We start from the raw sequence: 18,290 nt of genomic DNA, 5'->3' as shown, positions 1-18,290 counted from the left end.
TTCTCCTCCGGGAAATCCTCGAAAGAGAGCCTAATTCGTTTCAATGCCTGATTGAAGCTACTTTTGCCGTGGCCATCGCCCGCGGTTAATAGGCATATTCCATGAATACCGGCTCGATCGAGCCGCCCCAGCGTGTGTGATAGGCCGACAGCATCTCCTCGGCGCTGGTGGTGCCGCGCGCCACAACTTCATCGAGTGTGTTGAGGAACGAGGTTTCGTCGTAGCCGTCGCGATTCTTCTTGCCGCGGTTCTTCAGCCCGGTGCGCGAAATGGCCATGACGTCGCGCGCGATCTCGCGCAGCGTGGTGTTGCGGAAGGGCGCGGCAATACCGAGCTCCGGCACGGCGTTGCGCATGGCCAGCACTTCCTTGTAGGTCCAGCTCGACGTCAACGCCTCGGCCGCGTCGAGTGCTGCCTCGTCATAAAGCAGCCCGACCCAGAAGGCCGGCAGCGCGCAGATGCGCCGCCAGGGACCGCCATCGGCGCCGCGCATTTCCAGGAAACGCTTCAGCCGAACGTCTGGGAACAAAGTCGACAGATGGTTCGCCCAATCGCCCATCGTCGGCAGGCCGTCCGGCACTTCGTTACGCGCGGCACCGGCCATGAACTGGCGGAAGGTGATGTGCGTCATGTCATAATAGTGGCCGTCACGGATGACGAAATACATCGGCACGTCGAGCGCCCATTCGACATAGTCAGCAAAGCCGAAATCCCGCGAGAAGCAGAATTCGAGCAGGCCGGAGCGCTGGTTGTCGGTGTCGCGCCAGATGTCGCCGCGCCAGCTCTGCAGCCCGTTCGGCCGGCTGTCGGTGAAGGGCGAGTTGGCGAACAGCGCCGTCGACAGCGGCTGCAGTTTCAGCGACACCTGCATCTTGCGCCGCATGTCGGTCTCGCTCTCGAAGTCGAGGTTCACCTGGATCGTGCAAGTGCGGTACATCATGTCGAGGCCCTTGGTGCCGACCTTGGGCATGTAGCGCGTCATGATCTCATAGCGCGACTTCGGCATTTTCGGCGTCTCGGCCAGCGACCATTTCGGGCTGCCGCCGAGGCCAAGGAAGCGAATGCCCATCGGCTCGGCGATCTCGCGCACCTGCGCCAGGTGGGCGTTGCCTTCGCGGCAGGTCTGGTGGATGGACTCCAGCGGCGCACCGGAGAGCTCGAATTGTCCGCCGGGCTCAAGCGAAATCGCGCCCTGGCCGGTCGGCTCGACCAGACCGATGATGCGGCCGGCATCCATGATCGGATCCCAGCCCAGCTTGTTCTGCATGCCTTCTAGGATGGCGCGGATGCCGCGCTCGCCGCCGTAAGGCACCGGTGCGTTGCCATCGACATAGAACGGGAATTTTTCGTGCTCGGTGCCGATGCGCCATTTTTCACGCGGCTTGTTGCCTTCGGCCAGGTGCTCGACAAGCTCGTCTACGCCTTCGATGGGCCGGAAATCGGTTGTGTCGCGCGCCATTTTCAAGCCCTCAAAGGCGGTTGGACCACCGCCGGCGCTAAATGGACGAAATGTCAGTAGCCGATCAAGCGAAAAATCCTGAGCCACAGGTCAAGAGGAATTGAAGGCCACTGCCCGCAAGCACCTCTTGCGAGAGACAACGTCCTACCAGTCGCCGATTGTTGCCTGCATCGCCGCAAGCGCCGCCACGGCCGCCGTGTCGGCGCGCAGGATACGCGGCCCGAGCGGGATGGCGGTCACGAAGGGGAGCGCCCGCAACGTCTTACGCTCCTCGTCGGAAAAGCCGCCCTCGGGCCCGACCAGCAGGGCGAGCTTTTTCTCCTTTACCGCCTGCAAGGCAGGCAACGGGTTGTTGGTCGAGGCGTCCTCGTCGCAGAAGATCAGCCGCCTTTCCTTGTCCCAGCCGATCAGCAGGCGCTCGAATTTTTCCGCCTCGCGAACCTCCGGCACCGCCAGGATGCCGCATTGTTCGGCGGCCTCGACGACATTGGCGCGCAGGCGATCGATCGACGGTTTTGCCACCTGCGTGTGCTGGGTGATGACCGGCTGCAAGATGCCGGCGCCCATCTCGACCGCTTTCTGCACGAGATAATCGAGCCGACCCTGCTTCAGCGGTGCGAAACAATAGATGAGATCGGGCAAAGGCGGCTGCGGTCTTTGCGGTGCCAGTACCTTCAGCCGCACCGACCGCTTTGATTTCGCTGATATCGCCGCCGACCACTCGCCGTCGCGGCCATTGAAGACAAGGATCTCGGTGCCTTCGGCGAGCCGCAGCACATGCAGGAGATAATGGTTCTGCTGCTGGCCGGGTTCGAACTCGATGTCTGGTCCGAGGTCATCGGGCACGAACAGACGTTGCATCTTGTAGTTGGCGCGCATGGCCGAGGAATGGGCGAGGCGGCTGCCGGCGTCAAGCCTTGGCGGAAGGATGCCACACGGGTTGAAAGCCATGGCGCAGGACGGCAAGCGTCGTTTCCGGGGTCAGCAGCACAAGCGTCTCGTCCTCGAACCGATCAAGGCTGGTTGGCGGGCCATATCCGGCAAAAGCCCATGGCAATGCCTCGCCGTGGCGCAAGGCGTACGCGCTGCCGCCAGCCGCGATCATCGCACCGTTGGGCAGGCGGGCAAGCGCGTCCATTGCGACCGCAGGCCGTTTGCCGCCGGAAGCCAGCCGCTCCTTGTGCAGTCGCTTGTCGACCTGCGGCGCGCGCGGCTCGGCAATACCGAAGGCTTGGCCGAAGCGGGCGACAAAATCCCTGGCCCGTTCGCGCTGGCAAAAGAAGCAGGGGCGATGCCCGGCGGCGAGCGCCGTCACCTCGTCGAGAAAGAACAGCTCGGTCCAGCCGGCCTTGCCACCGGCCCGGTTGCGGCCCATCGGCTCGCGCCGCACATTGCGGAATTGGCACACGCAGATGATCCAGGCCTGAAGCGCCCAGCGCTTTTTCAGGAGAGTCTTTGTCGCGGGGTCGTGGATGATGCCGCGATTGCCGGTGAACAGGCCGCGCTCCGGCACGGCGTGGATGGCGCCGAACGGATCGACCCGGTTCTGCAGTGGCATAGTTTTCTCCGCGCGCCCGTATCTTGGCTGAAATGCCGGCGTCATGATATCGCTCGCGGCACCTTTTTCATGTCAGCAGGTTTTCGATGCGTGTGCTGGTTGTCCAGAACTACGACAATACCGGGCTCGGCCAGGTCGGTGCGGCACTGGCGGAAGCGGGTGCCGATCTCGATGTGCGCCTCCCCTACAAGGGCGATCCGCTGCCACAGGACGCAACCGGCCATGATGCCATGGTGGTGCTCGGCGGCGGCCAGAATGCGCTGGCCGACGAAGAATATCCCTATTTTCCGGCGCTGCTCGAACTCACCCGCGATTTTGCCGGCAAGGATCGCGCCGTGCTCGGCATCTGCCTCGGCGGCCAACTCGTCGCCCGTGCTTTTGGTGGCGAGAACCGCATCGGCGGCGCCAATGAATTCGGCTGGCACGGCGTGTCGCTGACGTCGGAAGGCAAGGCTGATCCGGTGCTGGCTGAGCTGCCGGAAAAGTTCCCGATCTTCCAGTGGCACGACGACACATTCGTGCTGCCCAAAAACGCCGTGCGGCTCGCCGGCAACGATGTCGCCGAAAACCAGGCGTTTCGCCTCGGCCGCGCCGTCTACGGCTTCCAGTTCCACTTCGAGGCTGACCGGCCGATGGTGAAGGACTGGAGCTCCTCCTTCGCGCCGATCATTGCCGCGCGCCATCCCGACTGGGCCGGCAGGCTCGATGACGAAATGGCCCGCAATGGCCCTGACGCCGATGCTGCTGGTCTCGCCATTGCCCGTGCCTGGGTGGCGACGATCTGAGAGCTGTCAGAGCGAATTTCGAAACAGCCTGAGCGTCCATCCCTCGCGTTCTGCGTGACATAATTGGCACGCGGCCATGAATCCGTCCGGGAAAACCCCTTTCATCCTTGGCTTGTGTCCGGCCGCCATCCTAGAAGGCGCGCGCTCTATGTCGGCTGTGCAACCGGGATGAACCTTTTGTGTGACCCGCGCGACACACCATCGATACGGAACACGCCTAGAAGCGCGAAATCGTCGAAACTTTGAAGCGATTTTTCCTTTTCAACGCATTGGTAACCGCCTCGTGCACAGATGCAGAAGGCTCAACAAGAGATGACCTCCGTGAAAGCAGCGCTTCTGTCCTTTGCCATGTTGTCCGCCATCGTGCTTTGCGGTCTTGGTATCTATGCCGCCGATGCGGCCAACAACCACAACGCGGTCGACGGCTATGGCGTCACCGCCTCCCTGCGCTAGCCAGGGCATCCGTCACACCCCCGGGCGCCGAAGCCCTCAAGGCTCTTTTATCGACATTTCCAGGATGCGTTTGTCCACGCCGTCCACAACGAGCGCGGTAAGCATGCCTGATTGCCAGGCAAGCGTGTCGACATTGACCCGGTTGGCCATCACTTCCGCCTCCGGGACCGGTGTGTGACCGTGCACCACGACCTTGGCGAAGAGGCCGGTGTGGTCGTGGAAAACATCGCGGATCCAGATCAGGTCCTGCGGGTTCTGATTGTCCAGGGGAATGCCTGGCCTGATGCCGGCATGGCAGAAGAAGAAGTCGCCTGACGTCACCGAGAACGGCAACGATCGCAGGAAGTCGACATGGCTTTGCGGCACGGCTTCGAGCAGGGCTTGGTGGCCCTTGCGCATGGCTGATTCCGCCTTGCCGAACCAAACGCCGCTGCCGTTGCTGATCGTCACCCCATAGGATTGCGCGGTCTGGATACCGCCAAAGCGGATGAAGAGCCCTTCGGGATCGGGTGTCTTGAGAAAGTCGAGAAAGCCGATGTCGTGGTTGCCAACCAGCATCATGTTTCGCGGATCGCGTTCGCGCGCTTCGATCAGAAAGTCGATGACGCCCTTGGAGTCCGGTCCGCGATCGACATAGTCGCCAAGGTGGATGATGCGCCAGTCCGCAACCAGGTCCTTCGCGATCTCGGCCTTGATCTGGCCGTGCATGGCGGCCAGCAGGTCGAGCCGGCCATGCACGTCGCCGATCGCGTAGAGACGCACGCCGTCCGGCCCGTGTGCGTCGAGGAAATGGATGCCGGGTTCCGCCAAGGTGTTGATATCTCCGTGGTCAGATGTCACGGACTTAGCGCCGGAGCTGGTCCTTGCCCATGTCGGTGACCAGACGCTTTCCGCACAGAGCCAGCGTAATGTCCATCTCCTTGCGGATGATTTCCAGCGCTTTGGTAACCCCTTCCTTGCCGAGCGCGCCCAGGCCGTAAAGAAATGGCCGGCCGATATAGGTGCCCTTGGCGCCCAGGCAGAGCGCTTTCAACACGTCCTGGCCGGAGCGGATGCCGCCGTCCATATGCACTTCTATTCTGTCGCCAACCGCATCGGCGATCTCCTCCAGCACCATGATCGACGATGACGCGCCATCGAGCTGCCGCCCGCCATGGTTCGAAACGATGATCGCGTCGGCGCCGGTCTTGGCCGCCATCAGTGCGTCTTCCTTGTCGAGAATGCCCTTGAGGATCAGCTTGCCGCCCCAGCGCTCCTTGATCCAGGCGACGTCCTTCCACGACAGTTGCGGATCGAACTGCTCCGTCGTCCATGACGACAGCGAAGCCACGTCGCCGACGCCCTTGGCATGGCCGACGATATTGCGGAAGGTACGGCGCTTCGTGCCAGCCATGCCCATCCACCAGCCAGGCCGCACCGCGATGTTGGCTATGTTGGCCAGCGTCATCTTGGGTGGCGCTGAAAGCCCGTTGCGAACATCCTTGTGGCGCTGGCCGAGGACCTGCAGGTCGAGCGTCAGCACCAGGGCCGAGCACTTTGCCGCCTTCGCCCTGTCGATCAGATTGAGCACGAAGTCCTTGTCGCGCAGTACATAGAGCTGGAACCAGAACGGTTTCTTTGTCACCGAAGCGACATCCTCGATCGAGCAGATGCTCATCGTCGAGAGCGTGAACGGCACGCCGAATTCCTCTGCCGCCTGCGCTGCCAGCATCTCGCCGTCGGCATGCTGCATGCCGGTCAGGCCGGTCGGCGCCAGCGCCACCGGCATCGACACTTTCTGGCCGATCATGGTTGTTTCCAGTGAGCGGTTGCTCATGTCGACCAGCACGCGCTGGCGGAACTTGATCTTCTGGAAGTCTTCCTCGTTCGCGCGGTAGGTGCTCTCGGTCCAGGCGCCGGAGTCGGCATAGTCGAAGAACATCTTGGGCACGCGCCGGCGCGCGAGATCCTTGAGGTCTGCGATGGTGAGAATGTCGCTCATGATGGTCCCCGCTTGGTCGAATTGACTAGGAGCGCCTGCGCGCTGGTTCGCTGTCGCCGGCTTCCGAACGCTGCCTCAGCCTCAGCCGCGACACGCGTTGCCAGTCGCCGCTGCGCTCGGCTTCCGCCATCGAACGCTCGACATAGGTCATGTGGTCCATTGCCGCCTGGCGGGCGCCGGCCGGATCGCCGGCCTTGACCGCGGTGTGGATCGCCCGGTGCTGCGCCAGCAGCGCCTCGCGCGCGCCGGGCACTGTGAACACCAGCAGCCGGTTCTGGAACACGCCTTCCGACAACAGCCGATAGCAGGAACGCAGCGTGTGCAAGAGCAGGATGTTGTGCGCGCATTCGCAGATCGCATGATGGAATTCGACGTCGATCTCGGCCTCGTCGTCGAAGTCGCCGGTGCGATGCGCCTCGTCCATGCGTGCCATGATGCGGTCGAGTAGGGCAAGGTCCTCGGGTGTGGCGCGCCGCGCTGCATATTCGGCGGCTATGCCTTCGATCTCGCGGCGGTATTCCAGATAGTCGGCCACCGCCTTGCGATGCGTCGAGATCAGGTCCGCCACCGGCTTGGTGAACAACTGGCCGATAATGTCGGCGACGTGGGTACCGCCGCCCGGACGTGTCGACAGCAGGCCGCGCCCTTCGAGCGCCTTCAGCGCATCGCGCAGAATGGGCCGCGACACATCGAACTGGCGTGCCAGCTCGCGCTCGCCCGGCAGCCGGTCGCCGGTGCGCAGCACGCCTTCGAGAATTAGGCTTTCGATCTGCTGCACCACCTCGTCGGCGGTGCGCGAATGCTCGATCCTGGAGAAAATGTCGCCCAAAGGAAGCGCCTGGAGAACGGAATGATGTCGCGCAGATTAATGCCTCCGTCGCCAACTGGTCAAATTATTTATCCAATTCGTCTCATCGGGTCGATTTCCGCGCCGCGCCGGCATATCGTCTCGGGCTAAACTTTGCTGTTTACGTCCCTCGCCGATTGCCGCAAGAGGACGCCATTGCACGAAGGGTCGAAACCAGGGGGACCAGACGTGTCGGACGAGACGTCCAATCTTGAATTCCAGCCGCGCAGCCAAGGCAGTGTCCTGGGCTTTCCGGCGCATGAAGGCCGGCCCGGCGCGCTCGGCGAGGTTCATGCCCGCCCGCATCCGCTGGTCGAGAAGCCGCGCGTGCTCGTCCAACTCTCCTTCATGACCGAAGGCGGCTCCGCGGTCGACCATGCCGTGCTTTCGGAACTGTCACGCCGCCTCGGCATCGCCGCGCCCGAGCGTCATGCCCGCCACCACGCCATGAAATGGGGCAAGGGCACGCTGCGCTGGGAGCGGCACACGGAATTCTCGACCTATCTCTGGGAAGGGCCGTTGGCCGAGAACGGCCGGGGGCAAGAGGATTCGCCCTTCGGCAACGGCTTTTCACCGCCGGGAACCGTCATCTCGGGTATCCGGCTCGAGATCCGCAAATGGACGCAGGCGAACGAGAGGCTGATCGCCGGCTTCGACCCGACCAGCCTCTGTCACTCGCTGGTCGAACGCGGCAGCGCGGCGATCGTCACCGACTTCCGCCAGGACGGCGACGGCATGACCCGCATGCTGGTGCTCGACCGTGGTCTCACTCCGGCCAGCACCGGCGCGCTGTCGCAGCGGCTGATCGACATCGAAACCTACCGCACGCTTGCCATGCTCGGCCTGCCGCTGGCGCTCACCTTGTCCGGCCGCGCTCGCCGCATCGAGGACCGCTTGGCGCAGACGACGCTGGAAATGAAGGTCGCCGAGACGCGCGACAACCAGACGCTGCTCGCCGGCCTGACGGAGCTTGCCGCCGAACTGGAGGCCGATGCCGCTTCCAGCCTCTACCGCTTCGGCGCCAGTCGCGCCTATGACGGCATCGTCACGGAACGGCTGGAGGCGTTGGATGAGGAGCCTGTGCAGGGCTACGACACCTGGGCGGGCTTTCTGCTGCGGCGCATGGCGCCAGCCATGCGCACCTGCCGCTCGGTCGAGGAACGCCAAGCCAATCTGTCGCGCAAGCTGACCCGTGCCACCACGCTGCTGCGGACCTGGGTCGATGTCGAGGTCGAGAAGCAGAACCGCGACCTGCTCGCCTCGATGAACAACCGCGCCCGCCTGCAACTGCGCTTGCAGCAGACCGTCGAAGGCCTCTCGGTCGCCGCCGTCTCCTATTACGTGGTCGGCCTCATCGGCTATGTCGCCAAGGGCGCGTCGGTTTTTGGCCACACCTTCGCGCCGGAGGTCGTCACCGCCTCCTCGGTGCCGTTCGCCGTCCTGCTGGTCTGGTGGGGCGTGCGCAGGGTGCGACGGATGCATTCCGAGCCGGCGAAACATCCGGGCGAATAGGCCGCGCTATGCTTCGAACGCAATAGAAATGCAGCGGCAGATTGCCGCTGCGGAAGCTTTGCCCGCGTTCGCCGCCCGGATGCCATCAAAGCAGGGTTTGCAACAAATGCCGCTAGCTGGTAAATCATTTTTACCAGTCGAGTGGAGGAAGCGCCGATGTCCGGCCTTGCCATGCCCAAGCCAGACGCCGGGACGCTGCGCCGGCGCAACGAAATCGTCGCCGACATGCGCATCATCGTGCCGGGCGAGGGCGTGGTCGACGCCGCCAACGAAATGCGAGCCTTCGAAAGCGATGGCCTGACCGCCTACCGGCAAGTGCCGCTGGTCGTGGTCCTGCCCGAGACGGTGGCGCAGGTCTCGCGCGTGCTGAAATACTGCAACGACCGCAACATTCGCGTCGTGCCGCGCGGATCCGGGACCTCGCTGTCGGGCGGCGCGCTGCCGTTGGAGGACGCGGTGCTGCTCGTTATGAGCAGGTTCAACCGCATCCTCGAGATCGATTTTCCCAACCGTATCGTCGTCGCCCAGCCCGGCGTCACCAATCTCGGCATCACCATCGCCGTCGAGCAGGACGGGTTTTACTATGCCCCCGATCCATCCTCCCAGATCGCCTGCTCGATCGGCGGCAACGTGGCGGAAAATTCCGGCGGCGTGCACTGCCTGAAATATGGCCTCACCGCCAACAATGTGCTCGGCATCGAGATGGTGCTGATGAATGGCGAGGTGGTGCGGCTCGGCGGCGGTCACCTCGACGCCGAGGGCTATGATCTGCTCGGCGTCATGACCGGTTCGGAAGGTCTGCTCGGCGTCGTCACCGAGGTCACCGTGCGCATCCTGAGGAAGCCGGAGACGGCGCGCGCGCTGCTGATCGGCTTTCCGACCAGCGAGCAGGGCGGCCAGTGCGTCGCCGACATCATCGGCGCCGGCATCATTCCGGGCGGCATGGAAATGATGGACCGGCCGGCAATCCATGCGGCGGAAGATTTTGTCCATGCCGGCTATCCCCTCGATGTCGAGGCGCTGCTGATCGTCGAGCTCGACGGTCCGAGCGTGGAGGTCGATCATCTCATCACCGCGGTCGAGGCGATCGCCATCCGCAACGGCTCGACTACGTGCCGCATCTCGCAGTCCGAGCAGGAGCGGCTGAGTTTTTGGGCCGGCCGCAAGGCGGCCTTCCCCGCCGTTGGCCGCATCTCGCCCGACTATTACTGCATGGACGGCACGATCCCACGCAAGGAGTTGCCGCGCGTGCTGGCCGGCATGCGCGAGCTGTCGGAAAAATACGGTCTCGGCGTCGCCAATGTCTTTCACGCCGGCGACGGCAATCTGCATCCGCTGATCCTCTACGATGCCAACGTGCCGGGCGAACTCGACAAGGCGGAAAGCTTCGGCGCCGACATTTTGCGGCTTTGCGTCAAGGTCGGTGGCGTGCTCACCGGCGAGCATGGCGTCGGGGTCGAGAAGCGCGACCTGATGCCGGAAATGTTCAACCAGATCGACCTCGATCAGCAAATGCGTGTCAAATGCGCCTTCGATCCCAACCATCTGCTCAATCCCGGAAAGGTGTTCCCGCAACTGCGCCGCTGCGCCGAACTCGGCCGCATGCACGTGCATCGCGGCCAGGTGGCATTTCCCGACGTTCCGAGGTTTTGAGATGATGGGGCCGCAGAACTCGGGTTCCTCGCCCCCGCAAAGCAGGGGAGAGGAACCAGGTGCGAATATGACCGCCTTTGCCCCCACCACCTCAGATGAAGTCCTCTCCACCGTTGCCTGGGCGGCGGCAGAGGAAACATCGCTCGAAATCCTTGGCCGCGGCTCCAAGCGCGGCATCGGTCGTCCGTTGCAGACCGAGCACACGCTCGACCTGTCGAAACTCTCGGGCGTGACCCTCTATGAGCCCGCCGAACTGGTGCTGTCGGCCAAATCAGGCACGCCGCTGGCCGAGATCGAAAAGCTGCTGGCTGAAAACGGCCAGCAGCTCGCCTTCGAGCCGATGGATTACGGCCCGTTGCTCGGTGGCGAGGCGGGCAAAGGCACCATTGGCGGCGTGCTCGGCGCCAACCTGTCCGGTCCCCGCCGGCTGAAGGCGGGCGCGGCGCGCGACCATATCCTGGGCATCAATGTCGTCTCCGGCCGGGGCGAAGCCTTCAAGTCGGGCGGCCGCGTGGTCAAGAACGTCACCGGCTACGATCTGTCGAAGCTGATGGCCAACAGCTGGGGTACGCTGGCCGTCTTCACCGACGTCACCTTCAAGGTGCTGCCAGCGGCCGAGACCGAAGTCACGCTCGCCGTTCGTGGCCTGCTCGATGATGCCGCCTGCACCGCCATGGCCTTGGCGCTTGGTTCCAGCGCGGAAGTGTCGAGTGCCGCCCACCTGCCGGAGCGCATCGCCGCGCGCGTTGCCGGCGGCACGCTCGGCAGTGGTGCCGCCACGCTGCTGCGCGTCGAGGGCTTTGGTCCTTCCGTCGCCTATCGTATCGCCGCGCTGAGGACACTGCTCGGCAAGGCCGGGCCGCTGGAGGAGATTGCCAGTGAGACCTCCAAGGCAATCTGGCGCGATATAAGGGATTGCCGGCCCTTCGTCGATGGCAGCGAGAAGCCGGTCTGGCGGGTCTCGATGATGCCCGCCCAGGGGCATCAGATGGTTCTGACGCTGCGCATGCAGGCCGCCGTCAGCGCCTTCTACGACTGGCAGGGCGGGCTGGTGTGGCTGCGCATGGAAGAGGGCGATCCCGAAGCCGCTCTGCTGCGCGGGCTTCTGAGGAAACATGGCGGCGGCCATGCGACGCTGGTGCGCGCTACCCCTTTCCATCGGGCGGCTCTGCCGGTGTTCGAGCCGCAGGCGCCGGCATTGGCGGCGCTCAGCCAGCGGCTGAAGCAGGAATTCGACCCGAAGAACATCCTCAATCCCGGCCGCATGGCCTAGGACATCAGAGATGCAGACCAATTTTTCGCCCGCCCAGCTTGCCGATCCGCATGTCGCGGAGTCCGAAAAGGTCCTGCGCAAATGCGTGCATTGTGGCTTCTGCACCGCCACTTGCCCGACCTATGTGACGCTTGGCAACGAACTCGATTCGCCGCGCGGGCGCATCTATCTGATCAAGGACATGCTGGAGAACGGCCGTCCCGCCGACAAGGAGATCGTCACCCATATCGACCGCTGCCTGTCCTGCCTCGCCTGCATGACCACCTGCCCGTCGGGCGTCAACTACATGCACCTGGTCGACCATGCCCGCGCTCATATCCAGGAAACTTACAAGCGGCCGCTGCTCGACCGGCTGACCCGCGCCATGCTGGCCTTCGTGCTGCCTTATCCCCAACGCTTCCGCGCCGCGCTCAAGCTGGCCAGGCTGGGCAAGCCTTTCATCGGTCTGTTCGAAAAAATTCCGGCGCTGAAGCCTCTCGGCGCGATGCTCAAGCTCGCACCGGCGTCGATCCCGGCGGCCTCGCCGATGGCCTTGCCGGGCGTCCATGCTGGGCAGGGGACGAAAAAGGGCCGCGTCGCCATCCTTACCGGATGCGCGCAGTCGGTGCTTGATCCCGGCATCAACGACACCACCATCTCGTTGCTGATCCGGCTCGGCGTCGAGGTCGTGGTGCCGCCGGGCGAGGGCTGCTGCGGCGCACTGGTTCATCACATGGGGCGGGAAGAAGCCGCCCTTGCCTCGGCCAGGCAGAATGTCGATGCCTGGACGCGCGCCATCGAGCAGAGCGGGCTCGACGCCATCATCATCACCGCGTCGGGCTGCGGCACGACGATCAAGGACTACGGCTTCATGCTGCGGCTCGATCCGGCCTATGCCGACAAGGCCGCGCGCGTGTCGGGGCTGGCCAAGGATATCACCGAGTATCTGTCCGCCATCGATCTGCCTGAACCGGTGCGTAAGCCGGGCACGGTCGTTGCCTATCACTCAGCCTGCTCCATGCAGCACGGCCAGAAGATTATCCGCCAGCCGAAGGAACTGCTCGCCAAGGCCGGCTTCGTCGTGCGCGAGCCGCGCGAGGGGCACCTCTGTTGCGGCTCGGCCGGCACCTACAACATCCTGCAATCCGAGATTTCGGCCAGGCTGCGCGATCGCAAAGTGAAAAACATCGAGGCGACGGGCGCCTCGATCGTCGCCACCGGCAATATCGGCTGCATCACGCAGATCGCATCCGCCGCCAGGATGCCTGTGGTGCATACGATCAAGCTGCTCGACTGGGCTTATGGCGGGCCGAAGCCGGAAGGCGTTCTGGAAGAAAGCTTGGTGGCGGCGGAGTAGGTAGGCCCACCGCTACTCGGCCGCGAGCCTGCCCGCCGTGCCGTAGGTAGCTTCATAAAGCGCACGCTGGCGGCTGAGCGCCACCATCGTGTTGCGCAGCAGGATCGCCACCGTGATCGGGCCGACGCCGCCTGGCACGGGCGTGATCCAGGAGGCAACCTCGCGTACGCTTTCGGTGTCGACGTCGCCGACAATGCGGCTCGTGCCATCAGGCCCAATTTCGGAATTGATGCCGATATCGATGACGGCCGCCCCTGGTTTCACCATGTCGGCCTTGATCAGCCTGGGCTTGCCAACGGCGACGAACAGCGCGTCGGCGCGCCGCGCATGCGCGGCAACCGAGCGCGTCATGTGATGGCAGACCGTCACGGTCGCGCCTTCGCTCATTAGAAGGAAAGCGATCGGCTTGCCGACGATTTCCGAATGGCCGACGATGACCACTTCAAGCCCCTTGAGATCAAGGCCGGTTTCCTTGAGCAGTTCGACCGAGGCCGCCGCGGTGCAGGGCGCGAGGTCGAGCTGGTTGTAGACGATGTTGCCGATCGAGGCCGGGTGCATGCCCTCGACGTCCTTCAGCGGGTGCACGGCCGCCTGCAGTGTCTTGATCGGGATATGCGCGGGAACCGGCCGCTGGATGATGATGCCGGTGACGCGCGGATCGGCATTCAGCCCGTGGATGGCTGCTTCGAGTTCACCTGCGGTGATGGTGGCGGGAAAGCGCCGCTCCTCGAAATCGATGCCGGCGAGCTGTGCCTTCGCACGCTGGTTGCGCACATAGACATCGACCGCGTCGGTATCGCCGACGGTGATCGAGATCAGCTTGGGCGGGAAACCCTCAGCCTTGGCAATGGCCGCGTCCTCGCGCACGGCGGCGATGATGCGCTGGGCAACCGGCCCGCCCCTGAGATAGCGGCTGTCGTCGGACGGGGACATAGTTCGAACCTTTGGTGGGGAAATTGTGCACTGCAATAGCAGAGCATGGTCCGGAAATCAGCCCCGAAAACGAAACACCGTGCTTTCGGGGCGACCTGTCGCACCGTGAAACGAAAAGGGCAGCCCGGTTACCCGTGCTGCCCTCTCGTGACTGGCCGTATCCCCACACGGCCCGTCCCCCGTTAACTCGCTGCCAGTCTAAGCACGTCTTCCAAAGTGCGCTATGACTTGAGGGCAACAGTGCGTCAAAAACTACTCAACACTGCTTAACCGGCTGATTCGCTATCATTATATCACTTCGACCGTCGTTCCGACATTGACCCGTTCATACAGGTCGACGACATCCTCGTTGCGCATGCGGATGCAGCCTGACGACACCGCGCCGCCGATCGTCCAGGGCTGGTTGGTGCCGTGGATGCGGTACTCCGTGGTGCCGAGATAAAGCGCGCGCGCGCCGAGCGGGTTTTCCATGCCGCCGGCCAGATAGGTCGGCAGGTAACGGCCCTTGGCCGCCTCGCGCTTGATCATCTCCGCCGGCGGACGCCAGTCCGGCCAGACGCGCTTGTTGGTGATCTTGTGCGTGCCCGACCATTCGAAGCCGGGCTTGCCGGTGCCGACGCCGTAACGCCGCGCCTTGCCGTTCTTCTCGACCAGATAGAGGAAATTCTGCGTGGTATCGATGACGATGGTGCCCGGCTTCTGCGCGCCTTCATAGGCGACTTCCTGCGGCAGGTAGACCGGATTGATCTGCGGGCGCATGACCATGCGCTTGGCCGGGGCCTGCACGGCGGCCGTCTGCACGCGGTCGGGCTTCGCGGTGCGCTGGCGCGGCTGCGCGGCCTGTCGGTTCTGCCGAACGATACCCGGCGCATGGCCGAGTTGCAGCACCCAGGGCGCGGAAAGGTCGGGGCTCACCATCACCGGCGGTCTGTCGGCATAGCGGTCGCCGGCGGTTGAGGGTGTGACGCCGGCGGCAAACACAGCCACGGCGCCGAGCAAGGGAAACAGAACTCTCTTCATCGGGAACGCACCTTGATCGTCTAATACACCGGGCGAGAACGCTCCCGGCTTGCGCGATCATTGGCGGCGAGCAGCAACCGAAACATGAATCGGAATGCGTAAAATGCGGTTCTGTCAGTAAACCCTTTGGTGTGGTTACCGCCGGGTTCAGGAATCTGGTAAAGCCACGGTAAAGACAGCGCGGAAGCGTGTTAACGGATGGAATTTTCGGGATGAGCAATGAAAAAACCGGCCTGCTTGCCGGTCCTGACGGTGTCGCGCGCTGCTTCTGGCATGGCAATCTGCCCGACTATCTGCATTACCATGACCATGAATGGGGCCGGCCGGTGGCCGACGACCGCAGGCTGTTCGAGAAGATCTGCCTGGAAGGGTTCCAGTCGGGCCTGTCGTGGCTGACCATTCTGCGCAAGCGGGAGAATTTTCGCGAGGCGTTCGCCGGCTTCGACTTCGACAAGGTCGCCACCTTCACCGAACGGGATGTCGAGCGCCTGCTCGGCAATGCCGGCATCATCCGCCATCGCGGCAAGATCGTCTCGACCATCAACAATGCCAAACGCGCCCGCGAAATGGTCGACGAGTTCGGCTCCCTGGCCGCCTGGTTTTGGAAGTTCGAACCCGGCAGGGAGGAACGGCCGCAAACCGTCGACCTCGCCCATCTGCGCGCCAACCCGACCACCGCGGTCTCCGTGCGGATATCGAAGGACCTGAAGAAGCGCGGCTGGACCTTCGTCGGCCCGACCACGGTCTACGCCTTCATGCAGGCCATGGGCATGGTCAACGACCATCTCGAGGGGTGTGTGTGCCGCAAGGAGGTCGAGAAGGAACGGAAGGCTTTCAAACGGCCGAAATAGCTACGGGCAGTTCAGGTGCCGTTGGCACCGGCCAGGGACAGCCCGGCGACGATCGCCGCCACGGCAGCCACTGTCGGATAGATCACCAGCAGGCCGGTCAGCAAGGCGTCGCGCAGGGAAGGATCCTTGCCGGTGTCGGCCGGTACATCGAACGGTCCGGCCGCCTGGCCAATCATTTTCGGTGCATGGATGCCCGCCGGGCGCAGACGTGCCGGCAATTCACCGGCTTCGCCGTTGGCATGGAATGTCGTTGCGCTGGTCATGTCCCGAACCCCTTCGTGTCGGTATGCTATGTCGGCCGCGATTGTGTCGGCACGATGCCGGGCTGATGGCGCCATTGTTTCATTTTTGCTGCGTTTTGTTTCAAATGTTGGCGCCTCTTCCCTTCTCCCGCAGCGGGAGAAGGCAGAAGTGCCAACCCTTGCCGCACAAAGCTGCTTCGGCTAGGACACGCGCACTCGAAAATAAGTCATCTTTACCCAGCAAAAAGACTCATCTCATGGCCGACAAATCGGAAAAGACGAAAGCGCGGCTGCCGCGCGGTTTTGCCGACCGCAGCGCCGAGGACATTCGCGCCGTCGAAAAGATGATGGCGACGATCCGCTCGGTCTATGAGCTTTATGGCTTCGAGCCGGCCGACCAGCCGCTGATCGAATACACCGATGCGCTGGGAAAATTCCTGCCCGACCAGGATCGGCCGAACGAAGGTGTTTTCTCGTTCCAGGACGATGACGACCAGTGGCTGTCGCTGCGCTACGACCTGACCGCGCCGACGGCGCGTTTCGTCGCCGAGAACTTCGAGCGCCTGCCGAAACCCTATCGCAGCTACCGATCCGGCTGGGTGTTTCGCAACGAAAAGCCCGGTCCCGGCCGCTTCCGCCAGTTCATGCAGTTCGACGCCGATACGATCGGCACGCCGGGCGTGGCGGCGGACGCGGAGATGGCGATGATGATGGCCGACGTCATGGAAGCGCTCGGTATCAAGCGCGGCGACTACGTCATCCGCGTCAACAACCGCAAGGTGCTGGACGGCGTGCTGGAGGCGATAGGACTTGGCGGTGACGAGAATATCGGGCGCAGGCTGACGGTGCTGCGTGCCATCGACAAGCTCGACAAGCTCGGTCCGGAAGGGGTCCGGCTTCTGCTTGGGCCGGGGCGTTGGGACGGTGGCAAGGAAGGCGAGGGCGACTTCGCCAAGGGCGCCGGGCTGAATGACACGCAAGCCGGGGCCGTTCTTCTGGCGACTGCGCGAAATGCGCAGGCTGGCCAGGATGGCATCGTCAGCGGGAACGCAGTCTACCAGGAGGGCGTAGGCGAACTCGCGACGATCGAAGCTCTGGTCAGGGCCGCCGGATATGCCGAGGACCGCATCGCAATGGATCGTTCCGTCGTGCGCGGCCTCGAATACTATACCGGGCCCGTCTTCGAGGCCGAACTGCTGGCCGAAATCCCCAACGAAGATGGCCAGATCGTGCGCTTCGGCTCGGTCGGCGGCGGCGGGCGCTATGACGGCCTGGTTTCCCGCTTCCGTGGCGAGCCGGTTCCGGCGACCGGTTTTTCCATCGGCGTCTCCAGGCTGATGACGGCGTTGAAGAATCTCGGCAAGCTCGACAGCGCCGACGTGATCGCGCCGGTTGTCGTGCTGGTCATGGACAAGGACACCGAAAGCCTCGGCCGCTACCAGAAGATGGTCTCGCAATTGCGTGCCGCCGGCATCCGCTCCGAAATGTATCTCGGCGGCGCCGGCATGAAGGCGCAGCTCAAATATGCCGACCGGCGCGGTTGTCCCGTCGCCATCATCCAGGGTGGCGACGAGCGCGCCAAGGGCGAATTGCAAATCAAGGACCTGATCGAAGGCGCCCGCATGTCCGCCGAAATCACCGACAACGCCGAATGGCGCGCCGCGCGCCCGGCACAGGTGACGGTGGCGGAAGGCGAACTGGTCGCCGAGGTGCAGAAGATTTTGGCGGCGCAGGCCGAAGAGCGCGCGAAGTGACGAGCGCCGCGCGCCCTTGTCCTTCTCCCCTTGTGGGAGAAGGTGGCCTCGCGAAGCGAGGTCGGATGAGGGGTGTTCCAGGGAACGCAAACGCCTCATTCCGTCACGCACCCCTCATCCGTCTCGGCGCTGCGCGCCGATCCACCTTCTCCCACAAGGGGAGAAGGGAAGGGCACCCCCAATGACCTCCCGCTACCCCGGCATATCAGCCGACATCACCACCCTCTTCGCGGCGCGCAACACACATGCCGTCGAAGTCGCGGTGCTGCAGCCGGCCGATCCGTTCCTCGACATGGCCGGCGAGGATCTGCGCCGGCGCATTTTCCTCACCGAAAGCGAGACCGGGCAGACGCTCTGCCTGCGGCCCGAATTCACCATTCCCGTCTGCCTCGACCACATAGCCAGCCAGGCCGGCACGCCGCGCCGCTATTCCTATCTCGGCGAAGTGTTTCGCCAGCGCCGCGAGGGCGGCAATGAGTTCTTCCAGGCCGGCATCGAGGATCTCGGCGACCGCGACACGGCCGAAGCCGATGCCCGCTCGGTGGCCGACGCGCATGCGTTGCTGTCGCTGGTGCTGCCCGGCCAGTCGCTGGCGATCACGCTCGGTGACCAGGGCATGTTCGAGGCGGTGCT

General features: G+C 64.0%; 18 protein-coding genes. 9 read left to right on the top strand and 9 right to left on the bottom strand.

The features are described from left to right. Positions 1-85 precede the first annotated feature (85 nt). The 3 genes from O7A61_RS10125 to O7A61_RS10115 form a co-directional block, all read right to left on the bottom strand. The gene (locus O7A61_RS10125) at positions 86-1,459 is read right to left on the bottom strand and encodes a glutamate--cysteine ligase (RefSeq protein WP_337129655.1); all 1,374 of its coding nucleotides are present in this window, start codon (positions 1,457-1,459) and stop codon (positions 86-88) included. A gap of 144 nt (positions 1,460-1,603) precedes the next feature. Continuing rightward, positions 1,604-2,338 (bottom strand): 16S rRNA (uracil(1498)-N(3))-methyltransferase, encoded by a 735-nt coding sequence (locus O7A61_RS10120; RefSeq protein ID WP_337129692.1) that lies wholly within the window; start codon positions 2,336-2,338, stop codon positions 1,604-1,606. A 31-nt stretch (positions 2,339-2,369) separates the two neighbouring features. Continuing rightward, complete coding sequence (locus tag O7A61_RS10115; protein WP_337107343.1) at positions 2,370-3,017, bottom strand: hypothetical protein; 648 nt, start codon at positions 3,015-3,017, stop codon at positions 2,370-2,372. An 86-nt stretch (positions 3,018-3,103) separates the two neighbouring features. On the opposite strand from O7A61_RS10115, the gene O7A61_RS10110 reads away from it, so the two are divergent. Together O7A61_RS10110 and O7A61_RS10105 are read left to right on the top strand one after the other, a co-directional pair. After that, the gene (locus O7A61_RS10110; RefSeq protein ID WP_337129653.1) at positions 3,104-3,802 is read left to right on the top strand and encodes a type 1 glutamine amidotransferase; all 699 of its coding nucleotides are present in this window, start codon (positions 3,104-3,106) and stop codon (positions 3,800-3,802) included. Between the two features lie 321 nt (positions 3,803-4,123). Then, a complete protein-coding gene (locus O7A61_RS10105) occupies positions 4,124-4,255 on the top strand; it encodes a hypothetical protein (RefSeq protein ID WP_013893872.1) in 132 nt (43 codons plus the stop codon). A 36-nt stretch (positions 4,256-4,291) separates the two neighbouring features. Here the strand turns inward: O7A61_RS10105 and O7A61_RS10100 are convergent, their stop codons facing one another. The 3 genes from O7A61_RS10100 to O7A61_RS10090 are packed head-to-tail and all read right to left on the bottom strand — an operon-like array spanning position 4,292 to position 7,065. Continuing rightward, positions 4,292-5,065: a metallophosphoesterase gene (locus tag O7A61_RS10100; RefSeq protein WP_337129651.1), complete on the bottom strand. Its 774-nt coding sequence runs from the start codon at positions 5,063-5,065 to the stop codon at positions 4,292-4,294. Between the two features lie 34 nt (positions 5,066-5,099). Then, positions 5,100-6,236, bottom strand: coding sequence for an alpha-hydroxy acid oxidase (locus O7A61_RS10095; protein ID WP_140770396.1), 1,137 nt, complete (start codon positions 6,234-6,236; stop codon positions 5,100-5,102). A 25-nt stretch (positions 6,237-6,261) separates the two neighbouring features. Further along, complete coding sequence (locus O7A61_RS10090) at positions 6,262-7,065, bottom strand: FadR/GntR family transcriptional regulator (protein WP_140713508.1); 804 nt, start codon at positions 7,063-7,065, stop codon at positions 6,262-6,264. A 207-nt stretch (positions 7,066-7,272) separates the two neighbouring features. Between O7A61_RS10090 and O7A61_RS10085 the strand changes: the two genes are divergently transcribed. From O7A61_RS10085 to glcF, 4 genes are all read left to right on the top strand, one after another. After that, a complete protein-coding gene (locus O7A61_RS10085) occupies positions 7,273-8,595 on the top strand; it encodes a DUF3422 family protein (protein ID WP_140504586.1) in 1,323 nt (440 codons plus the stop codon). Positions 8,596-8,751: 156 nt separating this feature from the next. Further along, positions 8,752-10,248: an FAD-linked oxidase C-terminal domain-containing protein gene (locus tag O7A61_RS10080; RefSeq protein WP_337129648.1), complete on the top strand. Its 1,497-nt coding sequence runs from the start codon at positions 8,752-8,754 to the stop codon at positions 10,246-10,248. 67 nt (positions 10,249-10,315) lie between these two features. Then, positions 10,316-11,521 (top strand): glycolate oxidase subunit GlcE, encoded by a 1,206-nt coding sequence (glcE, locus tag O7A61_RS10075; protein WP_337129646.1) that lies wholly within the window; start codon positions 10,316-10,318, stop codon positions 11,519-11,521. 10 nt (positions 11,522-11,531) lie between these two features. After that, the gene (gene glcF / locus O7A61_RS10070) at positions 11,532-12,857 is read left to right on the top strand and encodes a glycolate oxidase subunit GlcF (protein WP_337129644.1); all 1,326 of its coding nucleotides are present in this window, start codon (positions 11,532-11,534) and stop codon (positions 12,855-12,857) included. Positions 12,858-12,869: 12 nt separating this feature from the next. Here the strand turns inward: glcF and O7A61_RS10065 are convergent, their stop codons facing one another. Next, entirely contained in the window at positions 12,870-13,790 is a 921-nt protein-coding gene (locus O7A61_RS10065) for a bifunctional 5,10-methylenetetrahydrofolate dehydrogenase/5,10-methenyltetrahydrofolate cyclohydrolase (protein ID WP_337129642.1), read from the bottom strand. A 288-nt stretch (positions 13,791-14,078) separates the two neighbouring features. Then, entirely contained in the window at positions 14,079-14,810 is a 732-nt protein-coding gene (locus tag O7A61_RS10060; RefSeq protein ID WP_337129640.1) for a L,D-transpeptidase, read from the bottom strand. A 212-nt stretch (positions 14,811-15,022) separates the two neighbouring features. On the opposite strand from O7A61_RS10060, the gene O7A61_RS10055 reads away from it, so the two are divergent. Then, on the top strand, positions 15,023-15,661 hold the full coding sequence (locus O7A61_RS10055; RefSeq protein ID WP_140504576.1) for a DNA-3-methyladenine glycosylase I: 639 nt from the start codon (positions 15,023-15,025) through the stop codon (positions 15,659-15,661). Positions 15,662-15,672: 11 nt separating this feature from the next. Here O7A61_RS10055 and O7A61_RS10050 read toward each other — a convergent pair whose 3' ends face one another. Further along, complete coding sequence (locus O7A61_RS10050) at positions 15,673-15,924, bottom strand: hypothetical protein (protein WP_337129638.1); 252 nt, start codon at positions 15,922-15,924, stop codon at positions 15,673-15,675. Between the two features lie 236 nt (positions 15,925-16,160). On the opposite strand from O7A61_RS10050, the gene hisS reads away from it, so the two are divergent. Both hisS and O7A61_RS10040 read left to right on the top strand, forming a co-directional pair. Then, positions 16,161-17,657 carry a histidine--tRNA ligase gene (gene hisS / locus O7A61_RS10045; RefSeq protein ID WP_337129636.1) on the top strand — a complete coding sequence of 499 codons (1,497 nt, stop codon included), beginning with the start codon at positions 16,161-16,163 and terminating at the stop codon, positions 17,655-17,657. 181 nt (positions 17,658-17,838) lie between these two features. Beyond that, the coding region (locus tag O7A61_RS10040; RefSeq protein ID WP_337129634.1) for an ATP phosphoribosyltransferase regulatory subunit at positions 17,839-18,290 on the top strand (452 nt) is incomplete at its 3' end.

Origin of the sequence: Mesorhizobium sp. Cs1321R2N1, from assembly GCF_037179725.1 — a bacterium.
Taxonomy (GTDB): domain Bacteria; phylum Pseudomonadota; class Alphaproteobacteria; order Rhizobiales; family Rhizobiaceae; genus Mesorhizobium; species Mesorhizobium salmacidum.
This window is presented reverse-complemented; position numbering and strand designations above follow the sequence as displayed.